Origin of the sequence: Accumulibacter sp., from assembly GCF_036625275.1 — a bacterium.
In the GTDB taxonomy this organism is placed as follows: Bacteria; Pseudomonadota; Gammaproteobacteria; order Burkholderiales; family Rhodocyclaceae; genus Accumulibacter.
This window is the reverse complement of sequence record NZ_JAZKUD010000022.1, coordinates 29,694-52,275: the sequence shown is the minus strand read 5'-3', so window position 1 is coordinate 52,275 and position 22,582 is coordinate 29,694. Positions and strand designations below refer to the sequence as shown.

The 22,582-nt window shown below is 62.2% G+C and carries 20 protein-coding genes; all 20 read left to right on the top strand.

Annotation, left to right across the window (positions count from 1 at the left end):
• On the top strand, window positions 1-1,427 hold a 1,427-nt coding region (gene fliF / locus V5B39_RS09855; RefSeq protein ID WP_332342719.1), incomplete at its 5' end, for a flagellar basal-body MS-ring/collar protein FliF.
• The gene (gene fliG / locus V5B39_RS09850) at window positions 1,417-2,415 is read left to right on the top strand and encodes a flagellar motor switch protein FliG (RefSeq protein WP_332342718.1); all 999 of its coding nucleotides are present in this window, start codon (window positions 1,417-1,419) and stop codon (window positions 2,413-2,415) included. The genes fliF and fliG, both read left to right, overlap by 11 nt.
• Window positions 2,416-2,428: 13 nt before the next feature.
• A complete protein-coding gene (fliH, locus tag V5B39_RS09845) occupies window positions 2,429-3,175 on the top strand; it encodes a flagellar assembly protein FliH (protein ID WP_332342717.1) in 747 nt (248 codons plus the stop codon).
• A gap of 18 nt (window positions 3,176-3,193) precedes the next feature.
• Window positions 3,194-4,612 carry a flagellar protein export ATPase FliI gene (gene fliI / locus V5B39_RS09840; protein ID WP_332342716.1) on the top strand — a complete coding sequence of 473 codons (1,419 nt, stop codon included), beginning with the start codon at window positions 3,194-3,196 and terminating at the stop codon, window positions 4,610-4,612.
• A 72-nt stretch (window positions 4,613-4,684) separates the two neighbouring features.
• The gene (fliJ, locus tag V5B39_RS09835; protein ID WP_332342715.1) at window positions 4,685-5,107 is read left to right on the top strand and encodes a flagellar export protein FliJ; all 423 of its coding nucleotides are present in this window, start codon (window positions 4,685-4,687) and stop codon (window positions 5,105-5,107) included.
• A gap of 59 nt (window positions 5,108-5,166) precedes the next feature.
• Window positions 5,167-6,663, top strand: coding sequence for a flagellar hook-length control protein FliK (locus tag V5B39_RS09830; protein ID WP_332342714.1), 1,497 nt, complete (start codon window positions 5,167-5,169; stop codon window positions 6,661-6,663).
• A 75-nt stretch (window positions 6,664-6,738) separates the two neighbouring features.
• The gene (locus V5B39_RS09825) at window positions 6,739-7,290 is read left to right on the top strand and encodes a flagellar basal body-associated FliL family protein (RefSeq protein ID WP_332342713.1); all 552 of its coding nucleotides are present in this window, start codon (window positions 6,739-6,741) and stop codon (window positions 7,288-7,290) included.
• A 6-nt stretch (window positions 7,291-7,296) separates the two neighbouring features.
• Entirely contained in the window at window positions 7,297-8,301 is a 1,005-nt protein-coding gene (fliM, locus tag V5B39_RS09820) for a flagellar motor switch protein FliM (RefSeq protein ID WP_332342712.1), read from the top strand.
• Complete coding sequence (gene fliN / locus V5B39_RS09815; RefSeq protein ID WP_332342711.1) at window positions 8,294-8,725, top strand: flagellar motor switch protein FliN; 432 nt, start codon at window positions 8,294-8,296, stop codon at window positions 8,723-8,725. The genes fliM and fliN overlap by 8 nt, the downstream gene beginning before the upstream one ends.
• A 155-nt stretch (window positions 8,726-8,880) precedes the next feature.
• Window positions 8,881-9,273 carry a flagellar biosynthetic protein FliO gene (fliO, locus tag V5B39_RS09810; RefSeq protein ID WP_434735677.1) on the top strand — a complete coding sequence of 131 codons (393 nt, stop codon included), beginning with the start codon at window positions 8,881-8,883 and terminating at the stop codon, window positions 9,271-9,273.
• A complete protein-coding gene (gene fliP, locus V5B39_RS09805) occupies window positions 9,260-10,012 on the top strand; it encodes a flagellar type III secretion system pore protein FliP (protein WP_332342710.1) in 753 nt (250 codons plus the stop codon). The genes fliO and fliP overlap by 14 nt, the downstream gene beginning before the upstream one ends.
• Window positions 10,009-10,278: a flagellar biosynthesis protein FliQ gene (gene fliQ, locus V5B39_RS09800; protein WP_332342709.1), complete on the top strand. Its 270-nt coding sequence runs from the start codon at window positions 10,009-10,011 to the stop codon at window positions 10,276-10,278. Before fliP ends, fliQ begins: the two co-directional genes overlap by 4 nt.
• A gap of 93 nt (window positions 10,279-10,371) precedes the next feature.
• Window positions 10,372-11,190 (top strand): flagellar biosynthetic protein FliR, encoded by an 819-nt coding sequence (fliR, locus tag V5B39_RS09795; RefSeq protein ID WP_332342708.1) that lies wholly within the window; start codon window positions 10,372-10,374, stop codon window positions 11,188-11,190.
• 129 nt (window positions 11,191-11,319) lie between these two features.
• Entirely contained in the window at window positions 11,320-13,131 is a 1,812-nt protein-coding gene (locus tag V5B39_RS09790; protein WP_332342707.1) for a flagellin, read from the top strand.
• Window positions 13,132-13,218: 87 nt separating this feature from the next.
• Window positions 13,219-13,584 (top strand): flagellar protein FlaG, encoded by a 366-nt coding sequence (locus tag V5B39_RS09785; protein ID WP_332342706.1) that lies wholly within the window; start codon window positions 13,219-13,221, stop codon window positions 13,582-13,584.
• Between the two features lie 179 nt (window positions 13,585-13,763).
• Entirely contained in the window at window positions 13,764-15,503 is a 1,740-nt protein-coding gene (fliD, locus tag V5B39_RS09780) for a flagellar filament capping protein FliD (RefSeq protein ID WP_332342705.1), read from the top strand.
• Between the two features lie 29 nt (window positions 15,504-15,532).
• Entirely contained in the window at window positions 15,533-15,946 is a 414-nt protein-coding gene (fliS, locus tag V5B39_RS09775) for a flagellar export chaperone FliS (RefSeq protein ID WP_332342704.1), read from the top strand.
• Window positions 15,943-16,221 (top strand): flagellar protein FliT, encoded by a 279-nt coding sequence (locus tag V5B39_RS09770; protein ID WP_332342703.1) that lies wholly within the window; start codon window positions 15,943-15,945, stop codon window positions 16,219-16,221. Before fliS ends, V5B39_RS09770 begins: the two co-directional genes overlap by 4 nt.
• A 291-nt stretch (window positions 16,222-16,512) precedes the next feature.
• Window positions 16,513-18,099 (top strand): flagellar hook-length control protein FliK, encoded by a 1,587-nt coding sequence (locus V5B39_RS09765; protein ID WP_332342702.1) that lies wholly within the window; start codon window positions 16,513-16,515, stop codon window positions 18,097-18,099.
• 303 nt (window positions 18,100-18,402) lie between these two features.
• A complete protein-coding gene (locus tag V5B39_RS09760) occupies window positions 18,403-22,428 on the top strand; it encodes a beta strand repeat-containing protein (RefSeq protein WP_332342701.1) in 4,026 nt (1,341 codons plus the stop codon).
• Window positions 22,429-22,582 lie beyond the last annotated feature (154 nt).

Genomic DNA, 22,582 nt, shown 5'->3' with positions numbered 1-22,582 from the left:
TGCGGCTGGCCTCACAGGGGCTGCCCAGGGGCGGAGCGGTTGGTTTCGAGCTGATGGAGAGCCAGAAATTCGGCATCAGCCAGTTTGCCGAACAGGTCAATTATCAGCGCGGCCTGGAAGGCGAACTATCGCGCACCATTCAATCAGTTGCGGCGGTGCAGGCCGCGCGCGTGCACCTGGCCATACCGAAGCCGAGTGTTTTCATGCGCGAAGAGATGAAGCCATCGGCATCGGTGATGCTCAATCTCTACCCTGGACGCTCGCTCGATGCGGGCCAGATCGTCGGCATCCAGAATCTTGTCGCGGCCAGCGTTCCACAACTGGCGCCGGCCAGCGTCACGCTGCTCGACCAGAGCGGCACGTTGCTGTCGCAGATGAAGAGCAAGCTGCTCGAGGCCGGCCTCGACCCGACGCAGGTCAAGTACATCCAAGAAGTCGAGGCAAGCATCATCAAGCGCGTTGAAGATATTCTGGCGCCGATCGTCGGCCCCGGCAACGCCCGCGTCCAGATCGCCGCCGACATCGACTTCTCGCAGGCTGAACAGACTGCCGAAACGCATCGACCGAACGTGACACCACCGGAAATCAGCATTCGCAGCCAACAGACCAGTGAAACCGCCAGCACCAGCCCGACCGCACAGGGAGTTCCCGGCGCCCTGAGCAATCAACCCCCGGTGCCGGCTACCGCGCCGCTGACACAACCTCCGGTCGCGGGTGCCGGGGCCGCTGCTACACCCACCCCGCCGGTGCCCGGGCAACTCAATGCGGCCGGAGTGCAGGCGTCGATCGCCAATGTCGGCCAGCCGATCAGCACCAGCAAGAACTCGACGATCAACTACGAGATCGACAAGACCATCCGCCATGTCAAGCAATCGATCGGCACCATCAAACGCCTGTCGGCGGCGGTAGTGGTCAATCAGCGCAAGGAAATCGGCAAGGACGGCAAACCGGCCAACAAGCCGCTGCCGGATGGCGAGCTGAAGCAGATCAGCGACCTGGTCAAGGAAGCCATGGGCTTCAGCAAGGATCGCGGTGATACCATTTCAGTGGCCAATGCGCCGTTCACCGTCATTGAAAAGGACGAAGGAATGCCACTCTGGCGTGACCCCGAAATGATTTCGTTGATCAAGGATCTGATCAAGTACGGCGTCCTCGCCGGCATCATCGCCTATCTGCTGCTCGGCGTCGTGCGGCCACTGCTCAAGACCATGCTTCCCCCCCCTCCTCCTGCCGAACCCCCCGCCACCGTCGGCAGCAAGATTGACGTGGTTGACGAGGAAGAGGGCGAAGAACCCGTTCAGGAGCACGTCCCGACCGCCGCCGAGTTGTTTGAAGCCAAGCTCGTGCAGGCCCGCGAACTGGCGGAAACGGACCCGCGACTGGTAGCCAACATCGTCAAGGAATGGATGGGCGGCAATGGCAGCTGACGACGGCGTCGAGAAGAGCGCCATACTGCTGATCTCGCTGGGCGAGGACTATGCTGCAGCCGTGCTCAAGCATCTCGGCCCGAAGGAGGTGCAGAAGCTTGGTCATGCCATGGCGGCGTTGAAATCGGTTCCGCGCGCGCGCGTCGACGAGGTGTTGACCGAGTTCAAACAAACAGCCGACGAATCGGCTGCGGTGCACGTCGATACGGACGCCTATATCCGCTCGGTGCTCACCAAGGCGCTGGGTGACGACAAGGCCTCCAACCTGATCTCGCGCATCCTCCAACCCGGCGATACCAATGGGATTGAAGGCCTGAAGTGGATGGATGCGCCGACGGTCGCCGATCTGATCAGGAACGAGCATCCGCAGATCATCGCCACGATTCTCGTCCATCTCGCCCACGATCACGCCAGCGACATCCTGAACCAGTTTTCGGAAAGGCTGCGCAACGACGTGGTTCTGCGTGTGGCCACCCTCGAAGGCATTCAGCCGGAAGCACTGAAGGAGCTGAACGACGTGATGTTACGCCTGCTCTCGGGATCAGCCAGCATCAAGAAGTCAGCCATGGGGGGCGTACGCACGGTCGCCGAAATGCTCAATTTCATGGGCAGCGCCAATGAGACCGCGGTCCTGGACTCGATCCGCGAGTACGATCCGGACCTGGCGCAAAAAATTCTCGACGAAATGTTCGTCTTCGAGAATCTCCTCGACCTTGACGACCGGGGCATCCAGCTTCTGTTGCGGGAAATCCAGTCAGAATCGCTGATCCTGGCCATGAAGGGGGCCAGCGAGCCTCTGCGTGCGAAGATTTTCAAGAACATGTCGCAGCGTGCCTCGGAAATGTTGCGCGAGGATCTCGATTCGCGCGGCCCGGTTCGCCTCTCGGAAGTCGAGGCCGAGCAGAAGGAAATCCTCAAGATCGTCCGCCGCCTCGCCGACGAAGGCCAGATCGTACTGGGCTCGGCGGGTGGCGAGGAAATGCTGTGAGCTTGCAACGGCGATGAGCCACTCGATTCCGAAGGAGAAGATGACTGCCTACCAGCGCTGGGAACTGGCTTCTTTCGATATCGAACCACCGCCAGTGACATCCCCGGAGGTTCTGCCGGAGGTTCTGCCGGACGTTCCCCCGGCCGAGACAGAGCCGTTGGCGAGCGCAATCGAAACCCTGCCGGAAGAGCCACCGCTGGCGCTGCCAACGGCTGAGGAAATCGAGCGCGTCCATCACGAGGCGCATACCGCGGGATACACCGCGGGATACAGTACCGGCTACGCAGCCGGCTACGCCACCGGCCATGAGGAGGGGATCAAGGCGGCACAGGCGGTGGCAACCGATATGGCCTCGCTGATGGAGCACCTGCAACAGGCACTGGCCACCATTGATCAGGACGTGGCCGAGCAGTTGCTGGTCCTGGCGATCGAGATTGCCAATCAGGTCTTGCGCCAGAGTCTGCACGTTCAACCGGAGCTGATCTTGCCAGTGGTCAGGGAAGCAGTGACCGCCCTGCACCCGCATCATGGTCAGCCTCTGCTGTTCGTGCACCCGGATGACGCCGCGCTGGTTCGCAGCCATCTGGGCGAACAGCTCGCCCATGCCAACTGGCGAATCATCGACGACAAGACGCTCAGCGCTGGCGGTTGCCGAGTTGAACTCGGCGCCAGCGAGGTCGACGCCACCCTGGAAACACGTTGGCGACGCGTCATTGAAGCCATCGGCGTCAACCAAGAATGGCTCAAGGCCCGGGCATGAAGTCCATTGGCAAAGACGATGACTGAGCGCACTGAAAACCCGCACCTTGCCGCATGGCATGGTTTCCTCAATGGCTGCCGACAGACCGCCAGCCAGGCCAACGCACTGCTGCCGAGCGGCCACCTGACCCGCATCAATGGCCTGGTCATGGAGGCTTCGGGGCTCAAGCTACCCCTTGGCAGTTCATGCCGGATCGTTCCGCCGGGTGGCTCGCCAATCGAGGCAGAAGTGGTTGGCTTCAACGGCGAGCGACTTTTCCTGATGCCATCGGAAGATGTCTACGGTCTCTCGCCAGGAGCCAGGGTCGTCGCGCTCGAAACCCCCAACCCGCCTCCGCAGGTCGGTCGGCCACCCCCTGCACGCCGGCGCTGGATCGACCGTGCCAAACTGGTTCCGGTCGGAGAGTCGCTGCTCGGCCGTGTCCTCGATGGCGCCGGCCGACCGCTTGACCGGCTGGGTCCCCTGCACGCGAACTCCCTGCGCCCGCTCCAGAGTCGGCCCTTCAATCCCATGTCCAGGGCACCGATCAACCAGCCCCTCGATGTCGGGGTACGCGCAGTCAATGCTTTGCTCTGCGTCGGCCGCGGCCAGCGGATGGGACTCTTTGCCGGATCGGGAGTCGGCAAGAGCGTCCTGCTCGGCATGATGGCTCGCTATACTGCGGCCGAAGTGATTGTTGTCGGACTGATCGGAGAGCGCGGACGTGAAGTCAAGGAGTTCATCGAACAGATCCTGGGTGAGGAAGGCCTCCGCCGTTCGGTCGTCATCGCCGCACCGGCTGACGTCAGCCCGCTGATGCGCATGCAGGGCGCGGCCTACGCGACCTGTATCGCCGAATACTTCCGGGATCGCGGCCGGCAGGTGCTGCTGATCATGGACTCGCTGACCCGCTACGCGATGGCACAACGCGAGATTGCCCTGGCCATCGGCGAACCTCCGGTCACGCGTGGCTACCCGCCGTCGGTCTTCGCACGCCTGCCGCAACTCGTCGAGCGCGCCGGCAACGGCCTCGAAGGCGGCGGTTCGATCACGGCCTTCTACACCGTACTCGCCGAAGGTGACGACCAACAGGACCCCATCGCCGATGCCGCAAGAGCCATCCTTGACGGCCACATCGTTCTGTCGCGGATGCTCGCCGATGCGGGCCACTATCCGGCCATCGACATCGAGCAATCGATCTCGCGCGCCATGGTCAATCTCGTCAGTCCGGCGCATCTGCAGTACATCCGCAAATTCAAGAACCTCTTTTCGCGCTATCAACGATCGCGCGACCTGATCAGCGTGGGTGCCTATGCTGCGGGTTCCGACCCGCAGCTCGACCAGGCGATCGCCATCTATCCGCGATTCGAGGAATTGCTGCAACAAAACCTCAGCCAACGCTCCGATTTCACCAACAGCCTTGCGCGTCTGCGCGCCTTGTTCGAGCCGGTTGCGTGAGCCGCTGACACGACCTTGAAAGCAACCTAACCGATCGGAGAACTCGGCGTGGCCAAACCTTTCTCCCTGCAGATGGTGCTCGACCTGATGCGCAATCGTCACGACGAGGCAACACAATCGCTCGCTCGTCTGCTGGCAGCTGAACGTGACGCCAAGAAGAAGCTCGCGATGCTGCTGCAGTATCGCGAGGAATACACCACCCGCTTCCGGGAAGCTGCCCAGGGCGGACTGGGGCAACCCGAATGGCGCAATTTCCAAGACTTCCTGAACCGGCTCGATGAGGCCATCACGCAGCAGCTTCAGTCCGTCAGCCTGCAGGAAGCGCATACGGCCGCCGGTCAGGCAGAGTGGCGGCAACAGCAGAAGCGCTTGAAAGCCTTCGACGCGCTCTCCGAACGCCATCGCGTCAGCGAAGCACGATGGGAATCCCGCCAGGAGCAGAAAACCCAGGACGAGTTTGCCGCCCGCCACAAAAACCGCAATGAAGATCGTTGACCCGACTTTGGCATGATGTTTGCTTATGTCGCTGCAGCTCCTTCTGAAAGTGACCGATCATGACCATTGCCATCGTTGCAACGTCCTTCCAGCCCCCCCTCCAGGCAAAGTCCGTCGAGGACACCGGCCCTCCGGCGACGGCCCCCCAGAACAGCGGCCTCGACTTTGCCAGCATTCTACTTGGCCTGCCGGTCACTACCGCCAATCTTCTGCCTGAGGACGACAAGCCAGCCAAGGACGAAATGGTCGTTGCCGACGCTGGCACGGTGACTGCTGCTGCCGACCCATCATTCCTGGCAACGCTTGGCTACCTGCCATCGCCAGACCGTTCAGAAGTGGCAAGCCATCCCGAGATGGCGCCTTCCCTGCCCACTCTCAGCACGCTATCGAGGTCCGCAAGAATCGGGCCGGATGCCCTGGAAATCAGGACTCAGAGTGGCGATGGCCGGCAACCATCGGTATCGACCTTATTGGCTGCCGACGACCAAGCGGCAAAATTTGCCGTTGCGCAATCCGTTGAACCCGCCACTAGGCAATCCGGGACGAACACGCCCCAACCGCGCGATTCGGCCAGCAACCTGGGCACACTTGCTGCGGAGCCCTCCTCCGCAAGATCCGGGCCGACCACGTTCGGGCTGCGCGATCCGGCCAGCCATTCGGATACGCTCGCGGCAATGCCCTCCCCCGCACCGTCCGGGCTGAACGCGTTCGAACTGCGCGCTTCGCTCAGCAATCCGGACACGCCCGCGACGATGCCCTTCCCCGCGCCGTCCGGGCTGAATACGTTCGAACGGCATGATCCAACCAGCAATCCGGGCACGCTCGCGGCGGAGCCCTCTCCCGCACCGTCCGGGCTGAACACGTTCGTGCCAAGCAATCCGGACAGCAATTCGGATACGCTCGTGACGGGCACGCTCGCGGCGATGCCTTCTCCCATCCCATCCGGGACAAACACGTTCGAGTTGCGCGCTCCAGCCAGCCAGCCGACCATGCTCTCAACCATGCCATCCCTCGAGCCTGAGTCAAATACGACCGAGCTGCACGACCCGACCAGCAGCCTGAGCGCGCTCGCAGCCGTACCCGGCCATGGTGCAGCAGTGACCGACGACATCACCGTTCACCTTCCGACACCGCTACGGGACCCGTCCTGGGCCGGCGACTTGGGTCAGAAGCTGTTGTGGTTTGCCAGCCATGAAAAACAGCTCGCCCAACTGACCCTGCATCCGCCGCAACTCGGGTCGATAGAGATCACCCTGAACCTGGACAAGGGCGGTGCCAGTGCTCACTTTGTTTCGCCCCATGCCGATGTTCGGGGCGCCATCGAAACGGCTGTGCCACGCTTGCGCGAGATGTTCGCCGGTACGGGTATCGAACTCGGACAGGTCAGCGTCGGCAGCGAGTCGTTCCGTCAGCAACCAGACGGGCAGCAGGAATCGTCGCACCGACCCCGCCCACCGGCTGATAACGCTATACTTGCCAGCGATTCGGCGAACCGCCTGTCAGGCGAGACCTTCATCGCGCAGCGCGGTCGCGGACTGGTCGATATTTTCGCGTAGCAATAGTCATCCAGCCGGGACAAAGCCCGTGTATCGGCATGAGCCCGGCTGCACACCCAGGGAGAGAACTGCCGCATGGCCAAGGATGCAAAGCCCGCAACCGAGGGCGTGGACGCCCCACCCGCGAAGAACAACAAGAAGCTGTTCATCATCATCGGAATCCTGGTACTGGTTCTCGGCATCGGCGGGGTAGGCGCCTTTCTGATGTTGAGGCATTCCCCGGAGCAGGGCGACGATGACGGTGAAGTGGCCGTGGAAAAAGCCAAACCGGTCAAAAAGAAGAAAGTCGACCGCAATGCCCCACCAGTCTATATCGCACTCGATGCCTTTACCGTCAATCTCGTCCCGGAACGGGGTGACCAGTTCCTGCAACTGGTCCTGTCGGTCGAGGTCGACGATCCGCAGACCGGTGACCAGCTCAAGGCCTACATGCCGAAGCTGCGCAACGACCTGACCTTGCTGCTGTCGAGCAAGAAAGCCTCGGATTTGATCAGCACCGAAGGCAAGGAGAAGCTGGCGAAGGAGATCATGGAGAAAATGAACGGCGTTCTCGACCCGGCCGGCAAAGGGAAAAACCGCGACGGACCCATCAGAGATGTGTTATTTACCTCGTTCATCATCCAATAAACCGCAATGAGCGCCGATTTCCTCTCCCAGGATGAAGTCGACGCCCTGCTCAAAGGCGTCAGCGGCGAAACCGACGAACCCGAAGAGCTTGAAGAAACTGGCGAGGGCCCCCGCCCGTACAATCTCGGAACGCAGGAGCGAATCGTCCGGGGACGCATGCCGACGCTCGAGCTGGTCAATGAGCGTTTTGCCCGTTACCTTCGCATCGGTCTTTTTAACTACATGCATCGCAGCGCCGAGATCTCGGTGGGCTCGATACGAGTGCAGAAATACAGCGAGTTCACCCGCAACCTGGTGGTACCGACCAACCTGAATCTGGTCGCGGCCAAACCATTGCGTGGTACGGCCTTGTTCGTCTTCGACCCTAGTCTGGTCTTTCTGGTCGTAGACAATATGTTCGGCGGCGACGGCCGCTTTCACACGCGCGTCGAAGGCCGGGATTTCACCGCGACCGAACAACGCATCATTCAGGGACTGCTGAGGGTCGTCTTCAGCGAGTACGGCCGCTCATGGAAGCCGGTCTACGATCTCACATTCGAGTACATCCGATCCGAAATGAACTCGCAGTTTGCGAACATCGCCACTCCGTCCGAGATCGTCATCGCAACGACCTTCTCGCTGGAATTCGGTGGCTCGAACGCGGACATGCATATCTGTTTCCCCTACTCGATGATCGAACCGATTCGTGATCTGCTGTACAGCTCCATGCAGAGCGATCAACTATCCACCGATCGACGCTGGATCATCATGTTGCGCAAACAGTTGAAAAATGCCGAAGTCGAAATTACGGCGCAACTGGCCACGCAGACGGTGACCCTGCGCGAGATTCTCCGGTTGAAGGTCGGCGAGGTCATTCCTCTCGAAATCCCCGATAAAATCGTCGCACTGGTCGACGAAATACCCCTGCTGGAATGCCGCTACGGACAGCAAGGTGGGCAGTACGCGCTCAAGATCGAGCGATTCATGGCCTCCGAAATCGCGGAGGCTTCGGTGGGAGAAAGCAATGGCTAAAGAAACAGACGATTACGCGTCTCCGACGACTGACGACGCGGAAGATGACTGGGCGGCGGCGATGGCTGAACAGGCCATGGCTGAAACAGCCCCAACCGCCAGCGCACAGCCCGCCAACATCTTCCCGAGTTTCGATGACTCGGATCGGAAGACCTCGATGATGAACGAACTCGACCTGATTCTGGACATTCCCGTCCAGATTTCGGTCGAACTCGGGCGCACCAAAATCACCATCAAGAACCTCCTGCAACTGGCACACGGTTCGGTCGTCGAACTGGACGCCATGGCAGGTGAACCACTGAACGTCTTCGTCAATGGCACCCTGATCGCGCAGGGCGAAGTGGTGGTGGTGAACGACAAATTCGGCATTCGTCTGACCGATATCGTCACTCCCTCCGAACGGGCGCGTAAAATCGGGCACTGAGCGTCTCTGCCGAGCCTCTTTCTGGCCGATCACGACGACGTTTTGACCTTCTCCCCACTTGTTTTAAGATAGTGGCCTGTCACCAAGTCTGGCCGACCCTCTTGATTCGATACTGCAAACCGATTGGCCATAACGGCACCCGCAGGGTGGGCCGTTTGCTGTTTGCCCTGTATTCGGGCAGCGCCTTCGCGCAGGCTGCCGAACCGCCAGGCGTTTCAACCAGCATGTTGCTGCAGACCGTTCTGGCCCTGGTCCTGGTCATTGGCGTTCTGTTTCTTGCCGCGTTCCTGCTGCGCAAGCTCAATGGCGGCCGCGGCTTCGGCAGCAGTGGCCCCTTGCGCGTCGTGGGTGGTCTGATGATTGGCACCCGCGAGCGTATCGTGCTCGTTGAAATCGGCGACACCTGGATCGTCGTCGGCCTCGTACCTGGCCAGATCCGGACCCTGCATACGCTGCCGAAAGGCGACCTCAAACCTGCCGGGAATGGCGAGCGGCATTTTGCGCAGTGGCTGAAACAGATCACCGAGCGCAAGAATGAAGGCGGTTAAGCACCTCCCCTGGCTGCTTCTGCTCGCACTCGCCGTGCCTGCGCTTGCCTGGGCACAGGCCGGCGGGTTGCCGATGCTGACCAGTACGCCGGGCAGCGGCGGCAGCCAGACCTACACCTTGTCGATCCAGACCCTGCTGACGCTGACGGCACTCACCTTCCTGCCGGCTGCGCTGCTGATGATGACCAGCTTCACACGCATCATCATCGTCCTCTCGCTGTTACGGCAGGCACTGGGGACACAGAGTTCGCCGCCGAATCAGGTGCTGATCGGTCTCTCGCTGTTCCTGACCTTTTTCATCATGTCCCCGGTTCTCGACACCGTCTACAGCGATGCCTATCTTCCTTTGTCGGAGAACCGGATCAGCTACCTCGAGGCCATTGAGCGAGGGGCGGTGCCACTGCGCAAGTTCATGCTCAAGCAGACCCGTGAGGCCGACATCGCCCTTTTCGCGCGCATGACCAAGACCGCCAACTTCGCATCGGCTGAAGACATTCCCATGCGCCTGCTGATCCCGGCGTTCATCACCAGCGAACTGAAGACGGCCTTTCAGATCGGCTTCATCATCTTCATCCCGTTCCTGGTCGTCGACATGGTGGTTGCCAGCGTGCTGATGTCGATGGGCATGATGATGATGTCGCCGGTACTGGTGGCGCTGCCCTTGAAACTGATGTTGTTCGTGCTCGTCGATGGCTGGCATCTGCTGCTCGGATCGCTGGTCGCGAGCTTTGCCACATGACCCCCGAGCTGGTCATGGATATCGGACGCCAGGCAGTCGAGATGACCTTGCTGATGTCCGCGCCGTTGCTGCTGGCCGCGCTGGTGATCGGCCTGATCATCAGCATCTTTCAGGCGGCGACCCAGATCAACGAGCAGACTCTCTCCTTCATTCCCAAGCTGGTGGGGATGTACCTGATCCTTCTTCTGGCCGGCCCGTGGATGCTCGAGCTGATGGTCGATTACGTGCGGCGACTGTTCGAGAGCATCCCGCTCCTGATCGGCTAACGGTCATGACTTTTCCAGGCGCCCCAGATCATGAAAGTCATGACCGTTTCCCTCTCCCCCAACCCCTCCCCCACGAGGGGAGAGAGGCGGTTCGTGAGTCGCATACGCGACTTTCACATTAAACGCCGCATGATCAGCCTCAGCACAGCCGAGATCAACGCCTGGGTGGTAGCCTTCTTCTTCCCGCTGGCACGCATCCTGGCGGTCTTTGCCGCGGCTTCGCCATTTGACCATCCGGCCCTGGGCACGCGGGTCCGCTTGCTACTCGGCCTGGCGATCAGCATGGCCATTGTGCCCGTACTGCCCAGCGTGCCGTCGCTGGATCCGGCATCGGGAACCGGCCTGCTGATTCTGGCGCAACAACTGCTCGTCGGATTCGCCATGGGTTTTGCCATCCGCCTGGTGTTCACCGCGGTGGACTTGGCGGGCAGCCTGATCAGCCTGCAGATGGGTCTCGGCTTTGCCACTTCATATGACCCGCAGACCGCCGGCCAGACTGTAGTCATTTCGGAATTCATGGGACTGCTGGCCTTGCTGGTGTTCCTGGCCATCAACGGCCACCTGATGGTGGTCGCCACCCTGGCACACAGCTTTACGGCGCTTCCCGTCGGCACTCAGGGTTTCACAGCAGACTCCTGGGGGAAGCTGGCGAACGCCGGCGCGGTCATCTTTTCTTCGGGGCTGCTGCTGGCGCTGCCCATCGTCGTCGCCTTGATGATCGGCAACCTGGCCCTGACGATTCTGAGCCGCGCCGCGCCGCAACTCAACCTGATGGCCATCGGCTTTCCACTGACCATCGCGCTCGGATTCGCCGCCCTGATGGTCAGTCTGTCGTATCTGGGCGCCCCCCTGCAACAATTGTTCGAATACGGACTGGAGTCGATGCTCGGAAATTTGCATATTGTCCGCTAAAGTTTTCCCGCGGCGCGTCGTAAGAAAAAGTGTCAGCGAAACAATCGCCACACAGGACGGGCCGGCAGACACCTGAAGAGGCAGATCACCGGAAACCCGACGTTATTCGACCCAGCCAGGAGAAAGAAAATGCCCCAAGTCATCAACACCAACGTCGCGTCGCTGAACTCGCAACGCAGCCTCAGCATGTCGCAAGCCTCGCTCTCCACCTCGCTGCAACGCTTGTCATCGGGCCTGCGCATCAACAGCGCCAAGGACGATGCTGCCGGCCTCGCCATTTCGACGCGCATGAGTTCACAGATCACCGGCCTCAACCAGGCTTCGCGCAACGCCAACGACGGCATTTCGCTGGCGCAGACCGCTGAAGGCGGCCTGCAAAGCATCACCGACTCGCTGCAGCGGATGCGCGAGCTGTCGGTGCAGGCCTCCAACGCCACCAACACCGCCACCGACCGCGCCGCCTTGCAACAGGAAGTCGACACGCTGGTGCAGCAGATCAATACCGTCGCCAGTCAGACTGCATTCAACGGCGTCAAGCTGCTCGACGGCACCTTCAACGCGCAGTCCTTCCAGGTCGGTGCGAACAGCGGCGAAGCACTGACGATCAGTTCGCTCGCCAGCGCCAAAGCCGATGCGCTGGGCGTCGGCACGACTTCCTCGTTCAGTTCGACCACCGCCGGCGCAGTCGCCACCGGGGCCATTGCCGCCGGCGGCATCACCGTCAATGGTTTTGGCATCGGGCCGAGCGTGCGGGACGGTCTTTCCGCCGCGGGAAGCAACGATAGCGCCATCTCCAAAGCAGCCGCCTTCAATGCCGTGTCGGGTCAGACCGGGGTCACGGCCAAGGCGAGTGCCACCACGCTGACCGGCATCGCGAACACGGCACAGGCTGCCATTGCTGGCGATACCACCGACTTCATTTACGTCAATAACGTCAAACTGGGTGCCATCGCCGCAGGAGCAGACGCCGTCACCCAGGGCGCCAACGTCGCCGCAGCATTCAATGCCGTTTCCAACCAAAGCGGGGTCACCGCCACTTTCAGCACTTCGACGGGCGCGGTCTCGCTGACCGCTGCCGATGGCCGCAACATCAGCCTGATTGGCCGTGGTACAGGGGCGCTTATCGATAACACCGGTTTGACCATCGGCGACGATGGCGGCACTAACAGCAACATCGTCGCCGCCGGCGCCAGCGACGGGTCCGCCCTGGCTGCCGGAGATCTGACGATCAATGGCTACGATATTGGCGCAGTTGCCGCCGATGCTGCCGCGACGCCAGGGAACAACCTGGCCGCTGCGATCAATGCACTGACCAGCAAGACCGGGGTGACGGCAACCAATGCCGCTGGCACCCTGACCTTGTCGGCCGGCGAGGGACAAGCGATCACCATCAGTGGCAACCTGGCGCACGCAACCACTACGTCAACCTCCACCGGCTTCAGCACAGATCAACTCGGTGCAGGCGCTGACGAGACCGCCAATGCCGCATCCTCCAATGCCGTCATTACACGAGGCAACATCACGCTCAGCTCCACGGCGAGTGCCGGCATCACCCTGAGTGGTTCCGACATCGCACGCTCGGGACTGAGTTCAGCCTATACGGCCGCCACGGCCACCTTTGGCGCCGGCATCGCCAGCGTTGATCTGACCACCGCCACCGGTGCGCAGAACGCCATTGCGACGATCGACTCGGCGCTGGCCAACATCAACTCGAGTCGGGCCAACCTCGGTGCGCTGCAGAACCGCTTCAACAGCGTCGTCAACAATCTGGCGACCACCTCGGAAAACCTAACGGCCTCGCGCAGCCGCATTCTCGACGCCGACTTCGCTGCCGAGACCGCTAACCTGAGCCGCGGGCAGATCATGCAGCAGGCCGGTACGGCGATGCTGGCGCAGGCCAACTCGCTACCGCAGGGAGTACTCTCGCTGCTGCGCGGCTAAGCGAACGCCGTCAAATCGCGCTAAGATCAGGGGTGCGGTCGTGCTCAGGCGGTCGCACCCTGGCGTCTGTTCCCTAAGGAGTCCGAGATGAACATCCCATCCACTGCCGCTTCACTCTCCCCCCAGAGCAATCTGGTCGTTGTCAGCCCTGCGGCACGTGACGTCAAATCAGCGGGCGAAACCAGAACCACCGACCCCACGCTGACCCTGCTGCCGGTGCAGCCTCCCGACCGGACGCAGCTTGAAGCAGCCACCCAGAGCGTCCGCGATTTTGTCAAGCCGATCAACGACGATCTGGAGTTCAGTGTGGACGGAGATTCCGGGCAATTGGTGGTCAAGATCATCGACAGTGCCACCAAGGAAGTGATCCGCCAAGTGCCCTCGCAGGAAATGCTGGCCATTGCCAAGGCTCTCGACAGCATCAAGGGATTATTTGTCAAACAATCGGCCTGACGGTCATGACTTTTCCAGACACCTCCGATCATGAAAGTCATGACCGTTTCCCCCTCTCGCGAGTGGAGAGGGGAGCCCTTCGACAAAGCTCAGGGCAGGGTTCGTGAGTCGCTGACGCGACTTTTACATTAACCGCTTCCTCGCTCGCAGTTCGCAGCGCACAGCCGCAGGAGAATACCATGGCGGTTTCGTCACCGGGCCTCGGCTCGAACCTCGATGTAAACAGTATCGTCAGCCAGTTGATGGCGGTGGAGAAACGACCGCTGACCGTTCTGGCACAGAAGCAGGCCGGCTTTCAGGCCAAGATCTCGGCGCTCGGATCGCTGCAGGGGACGATTTCGGCCATGCAAACGGCCGCAGGGAACCTGGTGCCCGTCAGTGGCACGACGGCGGCGCAGAAATTCACGGTTTTGAGAACGTCGGTAGCCGACGCGACGATCGCTTCGGCCACCACGACATCAAGCGCGGTAGCCGGGACCTATAGTCTGGCCGTGACCCAACTTGCCACGCAGCACAGCATCGCCACCCCCAGCGGAGCCAGTTCGCCCTTTTCGGGGACCAACGGAACCCTCCCGCAGGGCGGTACGCTGACCCTCGCACTGGGCACCGCGGACGGCGTCACCGTGGGCAAAACGACCGACATCACCATCGCCGATGACGCCACGCCGGAGGCCATCCGCGACGCGATCAATGCCGCCAACGCCGGTGTTGCGGCGCTGGTGATCAATGGGACCGATGGCAAGCAACTCCTGTTGACCAGCGATACCGCCGGCAGCAACCAGGTGATCAAAATTTCTGGAAGTACGGGCCTGTCCTACGTCGCTCCAGAGGCCAGGCACCACAGCGTCAGCACGGACAGCGGCGTATTTTCCGGGGTCGGCGGCACCCTGCCGGTCAGCGGCACGCTGACCATCCAGCTCGGCGACAGCGATGGTTCCAATATCCACAAGACCACGGATGTCACCATCGCCGCTGACTCCACCCCGGAAATGATGCGCGACGCCATCAACAGCGCGAGCGCAGGCGTGACGGCAGAGGTCATCGACGGCACCTCCGGTAAACAGCTCGTGTTGACCAGCGATGCCGGCGGCAGCAACCAGTTCATCGAATTGTCGGGGAGTGCCGCCCCGTCCAATACCCGCTCGGACCCGGTCGAGCCGGCGGATACCTTTACCCAGACGCACGCTGCACTCGGCGCCACCTTCACCCTGAATGGCGTTGCGGTATCGTCCGCAACCAACACCGTGACGACGGCGATCGACGGCATCACCCTGAATCTGCTGAAAGGCCCGGAAGCGCCCGCGACCTCGCTCAGCACCACGCTGACGATCAGCAAGGACAATTCCAGCCTGACCACCGGCGTCAACGCGCTGGTCAAGGCGATCAACGAATTCCAGAGCACCGCCAGGAATCTCGGCAGTTACGATGCAGCCAGCAAGAAAGCCGGCACGCTCAACGGCGACAGCACGCTACGGACGGCGCAGAATTTTTTCCGCACCGCACTTGGCGAGGTTCCCTCTGCACTCGCCGGCGCCAGCCTGCAACGTCTGTCGGACATCGGTGTCAGCCTGCAGAAGGACGGCACGCTGACCGTCGATGCCGCCAAGCTGAGCACGGCCATCGGCAAGGATTTCAACGGCGTCGCCAACCTGGTCGCCGCCTACGGCAGCGCGGTCAAGAGCGCGGCCGACGGACTGGTCGGTAGTGGTGGCCTGATTGCCGCCCGCAGCGACGGACTCAATTCGTCGATCGTCAACCTCGGCAAGCAATCGACGGTGATATCGGATCGGCTGGTCGATATCGAAGCGCGCTATCGCAAGCAGTTCACCTCACTCGACACGCTCATCGCAGGAATGACCACGACCAGCACTTTCCTGACGCAACAGCTCGCCAACCTGCCCAAGTACAATAATAGTTAATCGTTAGTTTCATCCACCAGGAGCCCGCAATGTTCGGCAATGCACGCAACGCGATTTCAGCCTATCAGAAGGTAGGTATCGATGCAGCCATCGAGGTGGCCGACCCGTACCGGCTAATTCTGCTGCTCTTCGCCGGCGCCCAGACCGCTATCGGCAAGGCCCGCGCTGCCATGCAGCAACAACAGATCGCCGCCAAGGGGGAAGCCATTTCCAAGGCCATCGACATCATCGGCAACGGCCTCAAGGTCAGCCTCGACCTGGAACAAGGCGGCGAACTCGCCGAGCGCCTCCATGCCCTTTACGACTACATGGTGCTGCGCCTGCTGCGCGCCAATCTCGACAACGATCTGCGCGCGCTCGAGGAAGTCGCAGCTCTGCTCGAAGAGATTCATGGTGCCTGGCGGGAAATCTCACCCCAGGCGCGGCAAAGAGCTGTCGCATGACTTCCTCGCTGAGATCACTTGAGCAGCTGCTGGCGCTTGCCGAGGCGATGCTCAGCGCTGCCGAAGACGGTGACTGGGAATTGCTGTCCAGGCACGAGGCCGAACGCCGGGCCCTGACCGACAGCCTGCCAAACAACCTGACAGGCCAGATCGCACCTGCGGCGGCCGTGCGTGCGCGCACGCTGATCGAGAATTGCCAGCGCTGCGATGCGCGCATCCGCCCGCTGGTCGAGGCCCGCCTGAATGAACTGCGCGTCGTCCTGCGAGAGATCTGAGCGACTCTCACAGTAACGGCCATGACTTTTCGAGACACATCCGATCAGGAAAGTCATGACCGTTTCCCTCCCTTGCAGGACGCATCCCGGCGGGCAAACCGGAATCGCTCGATGGGCGCGGAGCATGCTCCGCGAATTCCCCATCTCGCCCCCCACCCCCCCCACGGCCCGCGCGGCATCGCGGGCCGGCTACGGCGGCACGGAGCAGTGCTCCGCGAAACCCCGCCTTCGCCCCCCGCGAGTGAGAGGGGAGATTCGTGAGTCGCTGACGCGACTTTCACAGTAACGGCCATGATCCGCCCCGACATCACCAACCGTCTACAGCCGATTGCCGATCTCACCCTGCGGCAGACGCCGCCGGGACAGGAGATTACCGACAAACTGTCCGGCCTCGTCGTCGGACAGCGCTTGTTGGCTGAAATCCAGTCGCTGCTGCCGAACGGCTCGTACCGTGCGCTGATTAACCAGCGCAGCGTCACCCTTACCCTGCCCTTTGCCGCCCAAAGCGGCGATGCGATCGAGCTGGAGGTCGCCGAGAGCAACGGCAAGCTGACTCTGGCAGTGCTGGCAAAAGCAGGAGCCGACGGCGGCCGGAGTGGCATCGAAGCGGCCACTACCAGTCTGAGCCGTACCGGGCAATTGATCAGCGATCTGCTTGGCGGGTCGCGCAGCAACAGTCCCACGGCGCTGCCACTCAACGGCAATCAGCCGATCGCCGCCAGCCCGCCGGCTAACGCCCAGGAGCTGCTGCCGCTACTCAAGGAGGCGATCAGCAAGAGCGGCATGTTTTACGAATCGCATCAGGCAGAATGGGTCGAGGGCCGCTACAGCAAGGCGCAATTGCTGCAGGAGCCACAAGGGAAGCTGGCTCCCCTGGTCGCAGCAAAACAGCTCACAGCTTCCCAGGTTGCGGCCACGCAGGCATCATTCCCGGTTGCCGAGCCTCTCACCATGCCAGACGCCTCCGTCGGGATCACCTCAGGGCAGGTCAGGCCGGCAGACCTGAACCGCTCCATCAGCGAGCCGGCACCCCGATTGCAGGAAGTGCAGGGGAAATCGGCTTCCCTGGTGGCCGCACCACTAGAAGCGGCTCCCCAGATCACGGCTGCACAGGAATCGTCAGAACCCCACGGCATGACAGACCCCGCCGTGGAGGCCACGCAAGCACAGACCAGGCCGGTAGACCCGAGTCCCGCCACCCGCCAGTCAGTATCACTGCTGCAAGAGCCAGAGGGAAGACCGGCTCCAGTGTTGGCCGAGCAGCCAGTCACGGCGCCCCGGCTTGCGGCTACCTCGGTCGTGACCCTGCAGGAGTTCCCTCAGGCTGCCGAACCACCGGCCATGTCAGGCAGCGCCGTGGAAGCCACCCAGGCACAGGCCAGGCCAGTGGATCTGAACCCTGCTAGCAGCCAGTCGGCCCAGTCTTCCCAAACTTCCCAGCCTCCCCCATCCGCACAGCCTTCGCAACCCGTCGCCCCACACGCACAGGCAATCGTTCAGCAGCAACTCGAAGCCTTCGCCACCCAGAATTTTTCATGGCAGGGACAGATCTGGCCCGGTCAGCAAATCCGGTGGGAGATTGCCAACGAGATTGACCACCGTGGCAGCAGGGGTGGCGGCGCTGCCGATTCCGACGGGAACGGTGAAAAGTGGCAGACGCGGCTGCGTCTGACGCTTCCCCAACTCGGTGAGGTCGATGCCCGCTTGCACATCCAGGGCAGGCAGATCACGCTCGCCGTGTTTGCCCCCGACGCCGAGACCCGCGCGCGATTGCGCAGCGACGCCGCAGTCCTGCGCAGCCAGTTCGAACAGGCCGGCCTGGACCTCGTGTCACTGGGAATTACCGTGCCACCAGCGAGTATCCAGCCCGCCCAGTGAGCAGCGGCAGACGCCGCGGCAACCCACGATGCGAAACCGAAAGCAGACCAATCCTGACCAGGCAGGCTCGACAACCTGCTTCTGGCAAGCTTGGCAAACCCTGCACGAGCCGTGTTCAGGCGCGGGCAAAAAAAGACTGGATCTGTGAAATAGTTGGCTAAAGTTTTCCTGACGCAGGCCGATGACCTAATCGTCCGACGCGTTTCGATGTGCTCGACCGGCATCCGAAAAAACGCCCTTGCGCATAGTCAATTTACTTTCGAGACTTTTCTCAGGGCAAGAAAAGCCTCCGAGGAAAAATAGATGTCAATCATTACGTCCCTTACGACCACGCAGATCAGTACTCTGGATGCCGGGCAAATCGCCGCACTGACGACCAGCGAGATCCGGGAACTCTCCACCAGCCAGATCGCCGCCGGCCTCAGCGCCGCCCAGATCATGGCGATGACCACGGCGCAAGTCGCTGCACTGACGACCAATCAGCTCGTCAATGGCCTCACCACCGCCCAACTGGCAGCGATGGAAACCGCTGATGTCGCGGCGCTCAAGACCAGTCAGGTGGCCGCCCTCACCACCACTCAGATCGCCACCCTCGGCACCAGCCAGATCGTCGCACTGACTTCGTCGCAGGTCGCCGCGCTCACCACCAATCAGCTCATCAACGGCCTCACCAGCAACCAGCTGACAGTCCTGGAAACCCGTGATGTGGCCGCACTCAAGACCGTCCAGGTGGCCGCGCTCACCAGCAGCCAGATCGCCATCGTCCTTGGCAGCAGCCAGATCGCTGCCATCAGAACGTCGCAGGTCGCCGCCCTCACCACCGCCCAGATCGCCGGCCTCGGCACCGCCCAGATCGCCGCGCTGGCTTCGGCACAGATCCGCGCCCTGACCACCAATCAGCTCGTCAATGGCCTCACCACCGCCCAACTGGCGGCGATGGAAACCGCCGATGTCGCGGCGCTCAAGACCAGTCAGGTGGCCGCCCTTACCACCACTCAGATCGCCAACCTCGGCACCAGCCAGGTCGTCGCACTGACTTCGTCGCAGGTCGCCGCGCTCACCACCAATCAGCTCATCAACGGCCTCACCAGCAACCAGCTGACAGTCCTGGAAACCCGTGATGTGGCCGCACTCAAGACCGTCCAGGTGGCCGCGCTCACCAGCAGCCAGATCGCCATCGTCCTTGGCAGCAGCCAGATCGCTGCCATCAGAACGTCGCAGGTCGCCGCCCTCACCACCGCCCAGATCGCCGGCCTCGGCACCGCCCAGATCGCCGCGCTGGCTTCGGCACAGATCCGCGCCCTGACCACCAATCAGCTCGTCAATGGCCTCACCACCGCCCAACTGGCGGCGATGGAAACCGCCGATGTCGCGGCGCTCAAGACCAGTCAGGTGGCCGCCCTCACCACCACTCAGATCGCCAACCTCGGCACCAGCCAGATCGTCGCGCTGACTTCGTCGCAGGTCGCCGCGCTCACCACCAATCAGCTCATCAACGGCCTCACCAGCAATCAGCTGACGGTCCTGGAAACCCGTGATGTGGCCGCACTCAAGACCGTCCAGGTAGCCGCGCTCACCAGCAGCCAGATCGCGATTGTCTTGGGCAGCAGCCAGATCGCTGCCATCAGAACGGCGCAGATCGCCGCCCTCACCACCGCCCAGATCGCCAGCCTCGGCACCGCCCAGATCGCCGCGCTGGCCTCAGCGCAGATCCCCGCATTCACCACCAATCAGCTCGTCAATGGCCTCACCACCGCCCAACTGGCGGTGATGGAAACCGCCGATGTCGCGGCGCTCAAGAGCAGCCAGGTGGCCGCCCTCACCACCACTCAGATCGCCAACCTCGGCACCAGCCAGATCGTCGCGCTGACTTCGTCGCAGGTCGCCGCGCTCACCACCAACCAGCTCATCAACGGCCTCACCAGCAACCAGCTGACGGTCCTGGAAACCCGCGATGTGGCGGCACTCAAGACCGTCCAGGTGGCCGCGCTCACCAGCAGCCAGATCGCGATTGTCTTTGGCAGCAGCCAGATCGCTGCCATCAGAACGGCGCAGGTCGCCGCCCTCACCACCGCCCAGATCGCCGGTCTTGGCACCGCCCAGATCGCCGCGCTGACCTCGGCGCAGATCCCCGCATTCACCACCAATCAGCTCGTCAATGGCCTCACCACCGCCCAACTGGCAGCGATGGAAACCGCCGATGTCGCGGCGCTCAAGAGCAGCCAGGTGGCCGCCCTCACCACCACTCAGATCGCCAACCTCGGCACCAGCCAGATCGTCGCGCTGACTTCGTCACAGGTCCGTGCCCTCACCACCAACCAGCTCATCAACGGCCTCACCAGCAACCAGCTGACGGCCCTGGAAACCCGCGATGTCGCGGCACTCAAGACCAGCCAGCTGGTCGCGCTCACCAGCAGCCAGATCGCCATCGTCCTTGGCAGCAGCCAGATCGCCGGGATCGGCACGTCGCAGGTCGCCGCCCTAACCACCGCCCAGATCGCCGGTCTCGGCACCGCCCAGATTGTCGCTCTGACCACCGCGCAGGTCCGCGCACTGACCACCAATCAGCTTGTCAATGGCCTCACCAGCACCCAACTGCAAGCGATTGAGGCGACGGATGTCGCGGCACTCAAGAGCAGCCAGATCGCCGCCCTTGCCACCAGTCAGATCGCCAACCTCGGCACCTCCCAGTTCGCGGCACTGACTTCTTCACAGATCGGCGCACTCACCGTCAATCAGATTGCCAACGGCCTCACCACCAACCAGCTGAGCACCATGGATGCCACCGATGTCTCAGCATTCAAAACCAGCCAGGTCGCCGCGCTCACCACCAGCCAGATCGCCATCGTCCTGCGCACCAGCCAGATTGCAGGGATCGGCACAGCGCAGGTCGCCGCACTCACCACCTCTCAGGTCGCCAGTCTCGACACCGCCCAGGTCGTCGCACTGACCACGGCGCAGGTCCGCGCCCTGACCACCAATCAACTCGTCAACGGCCTCACCACCACCCAACTGCAAGCGATCGAGGCGACTGATGTCGCGGTACTGAAGACCAGCCAGATCGCTGCCCTCGCCAACAGTCAGATTGCCAATCTTGGCACCAGCCAGATCGTCGCGCTGACCACGACCCAGGTCGGCGCGATCACCGCCACTCAGATCGCCAGCGGCCTCACCACGGCCCAGGTGAGCGCGATGGAAGCCGCCGATATCGCAGCTCTGCGGACCAGCCAGATCGTCGCGCTGACCACCGCGCAGGTTGCCGCACTCACGGTCACCCAGATCGCCAATGGCCTCACCACCGCCCAGGTGAAAGCCATGGAAGCCGCTGATGTCGCAGCACTCAGCACCACCCAACTCGCCGCACTCACCGCCGCTCAGGTTCCCGTCCTGACCCTCAGCCAGCTCGCTGCCATGAGCACGGCTCAGACCTATGCCCTCAAGGGGATGTTCCTGACGACGACGCAAACCGCAGCCCTGACCACGGCACAGGTCAACTTGGCTTCCACGCCACTGATTCTTGACCTCAACGAAGATGGCAAACTGTCGCAAAGCATTTCGTCAGGCGTTCAGTTCGACCTGTTGGCGACCGGCAACAAGGTTCATACCGGCTGGGTTGCCAGCGGTGACGGTCTCCTGGTCATGGACCGCAACGGCGATGGCACCATCAACGACGGCGGTGAATTGTTCGGATCGTCGGTCACGCTGGCCAACGGCGAAAAGGCTGCAGACGGCTATGTCGCCCTGAGTGAAATGGACAGCAATGCCGACGGTGTCATCAGCTCAGCAGACGAACATTGGTCGGATCTGGCAGTCTGGGTAGACGGCAATTCGGACGGGATCAGCCAGTCCGGAGAACTGCGCTCCCTCGAGTCGCTGGAAATCGTCAAACTCGACCTGAACGCGACCGGAACTGCAGTGATGGATGCGGGCAATCTGGTCGGACTGATTTCCAGTTACCAGACCGTTGATGGGGCAAATCACGAGATGGCCGATGTCTGGTTCGCAACCGACAGGAGCATTGCAAGCCAGGCAGCACCGCCTACCACTGCGGCAGCAGCGGTGGATCTCAGAGCGAATGTGGGCAACCTGCTGCAGGCCATCTCGTCGTTCAACACCGGACAGGCAGCGCCCGACCCGAACGCCCTGGGTACCAGCCTCCTGCCTCAACTCGCCCCGCAGGCAAGCATTGCGGCCTTGCTGCAGCAATACGACCCGAACGGCAATCCGTTCGGTGCGTCCCAGGCCTCACAGACGGTGGCGACCAACTCGCTGACCAATCCGCCAAGCCTGGATGCGATCACCAAGGGCATGCTCGCGACAGGTCATTAAGCAGCGCAAGCAGCGGTTCAGCCATGCAGCGGGGCCTCACTGGCCCCGCTTTTTTATCCATTTGTCGCCCGATCCGCGCACCAACGTACTGCTTGAATAAATCATCTTGTTCAATGATTACAATCAGTTATGATTATCCTGCAAAGACCGCCGA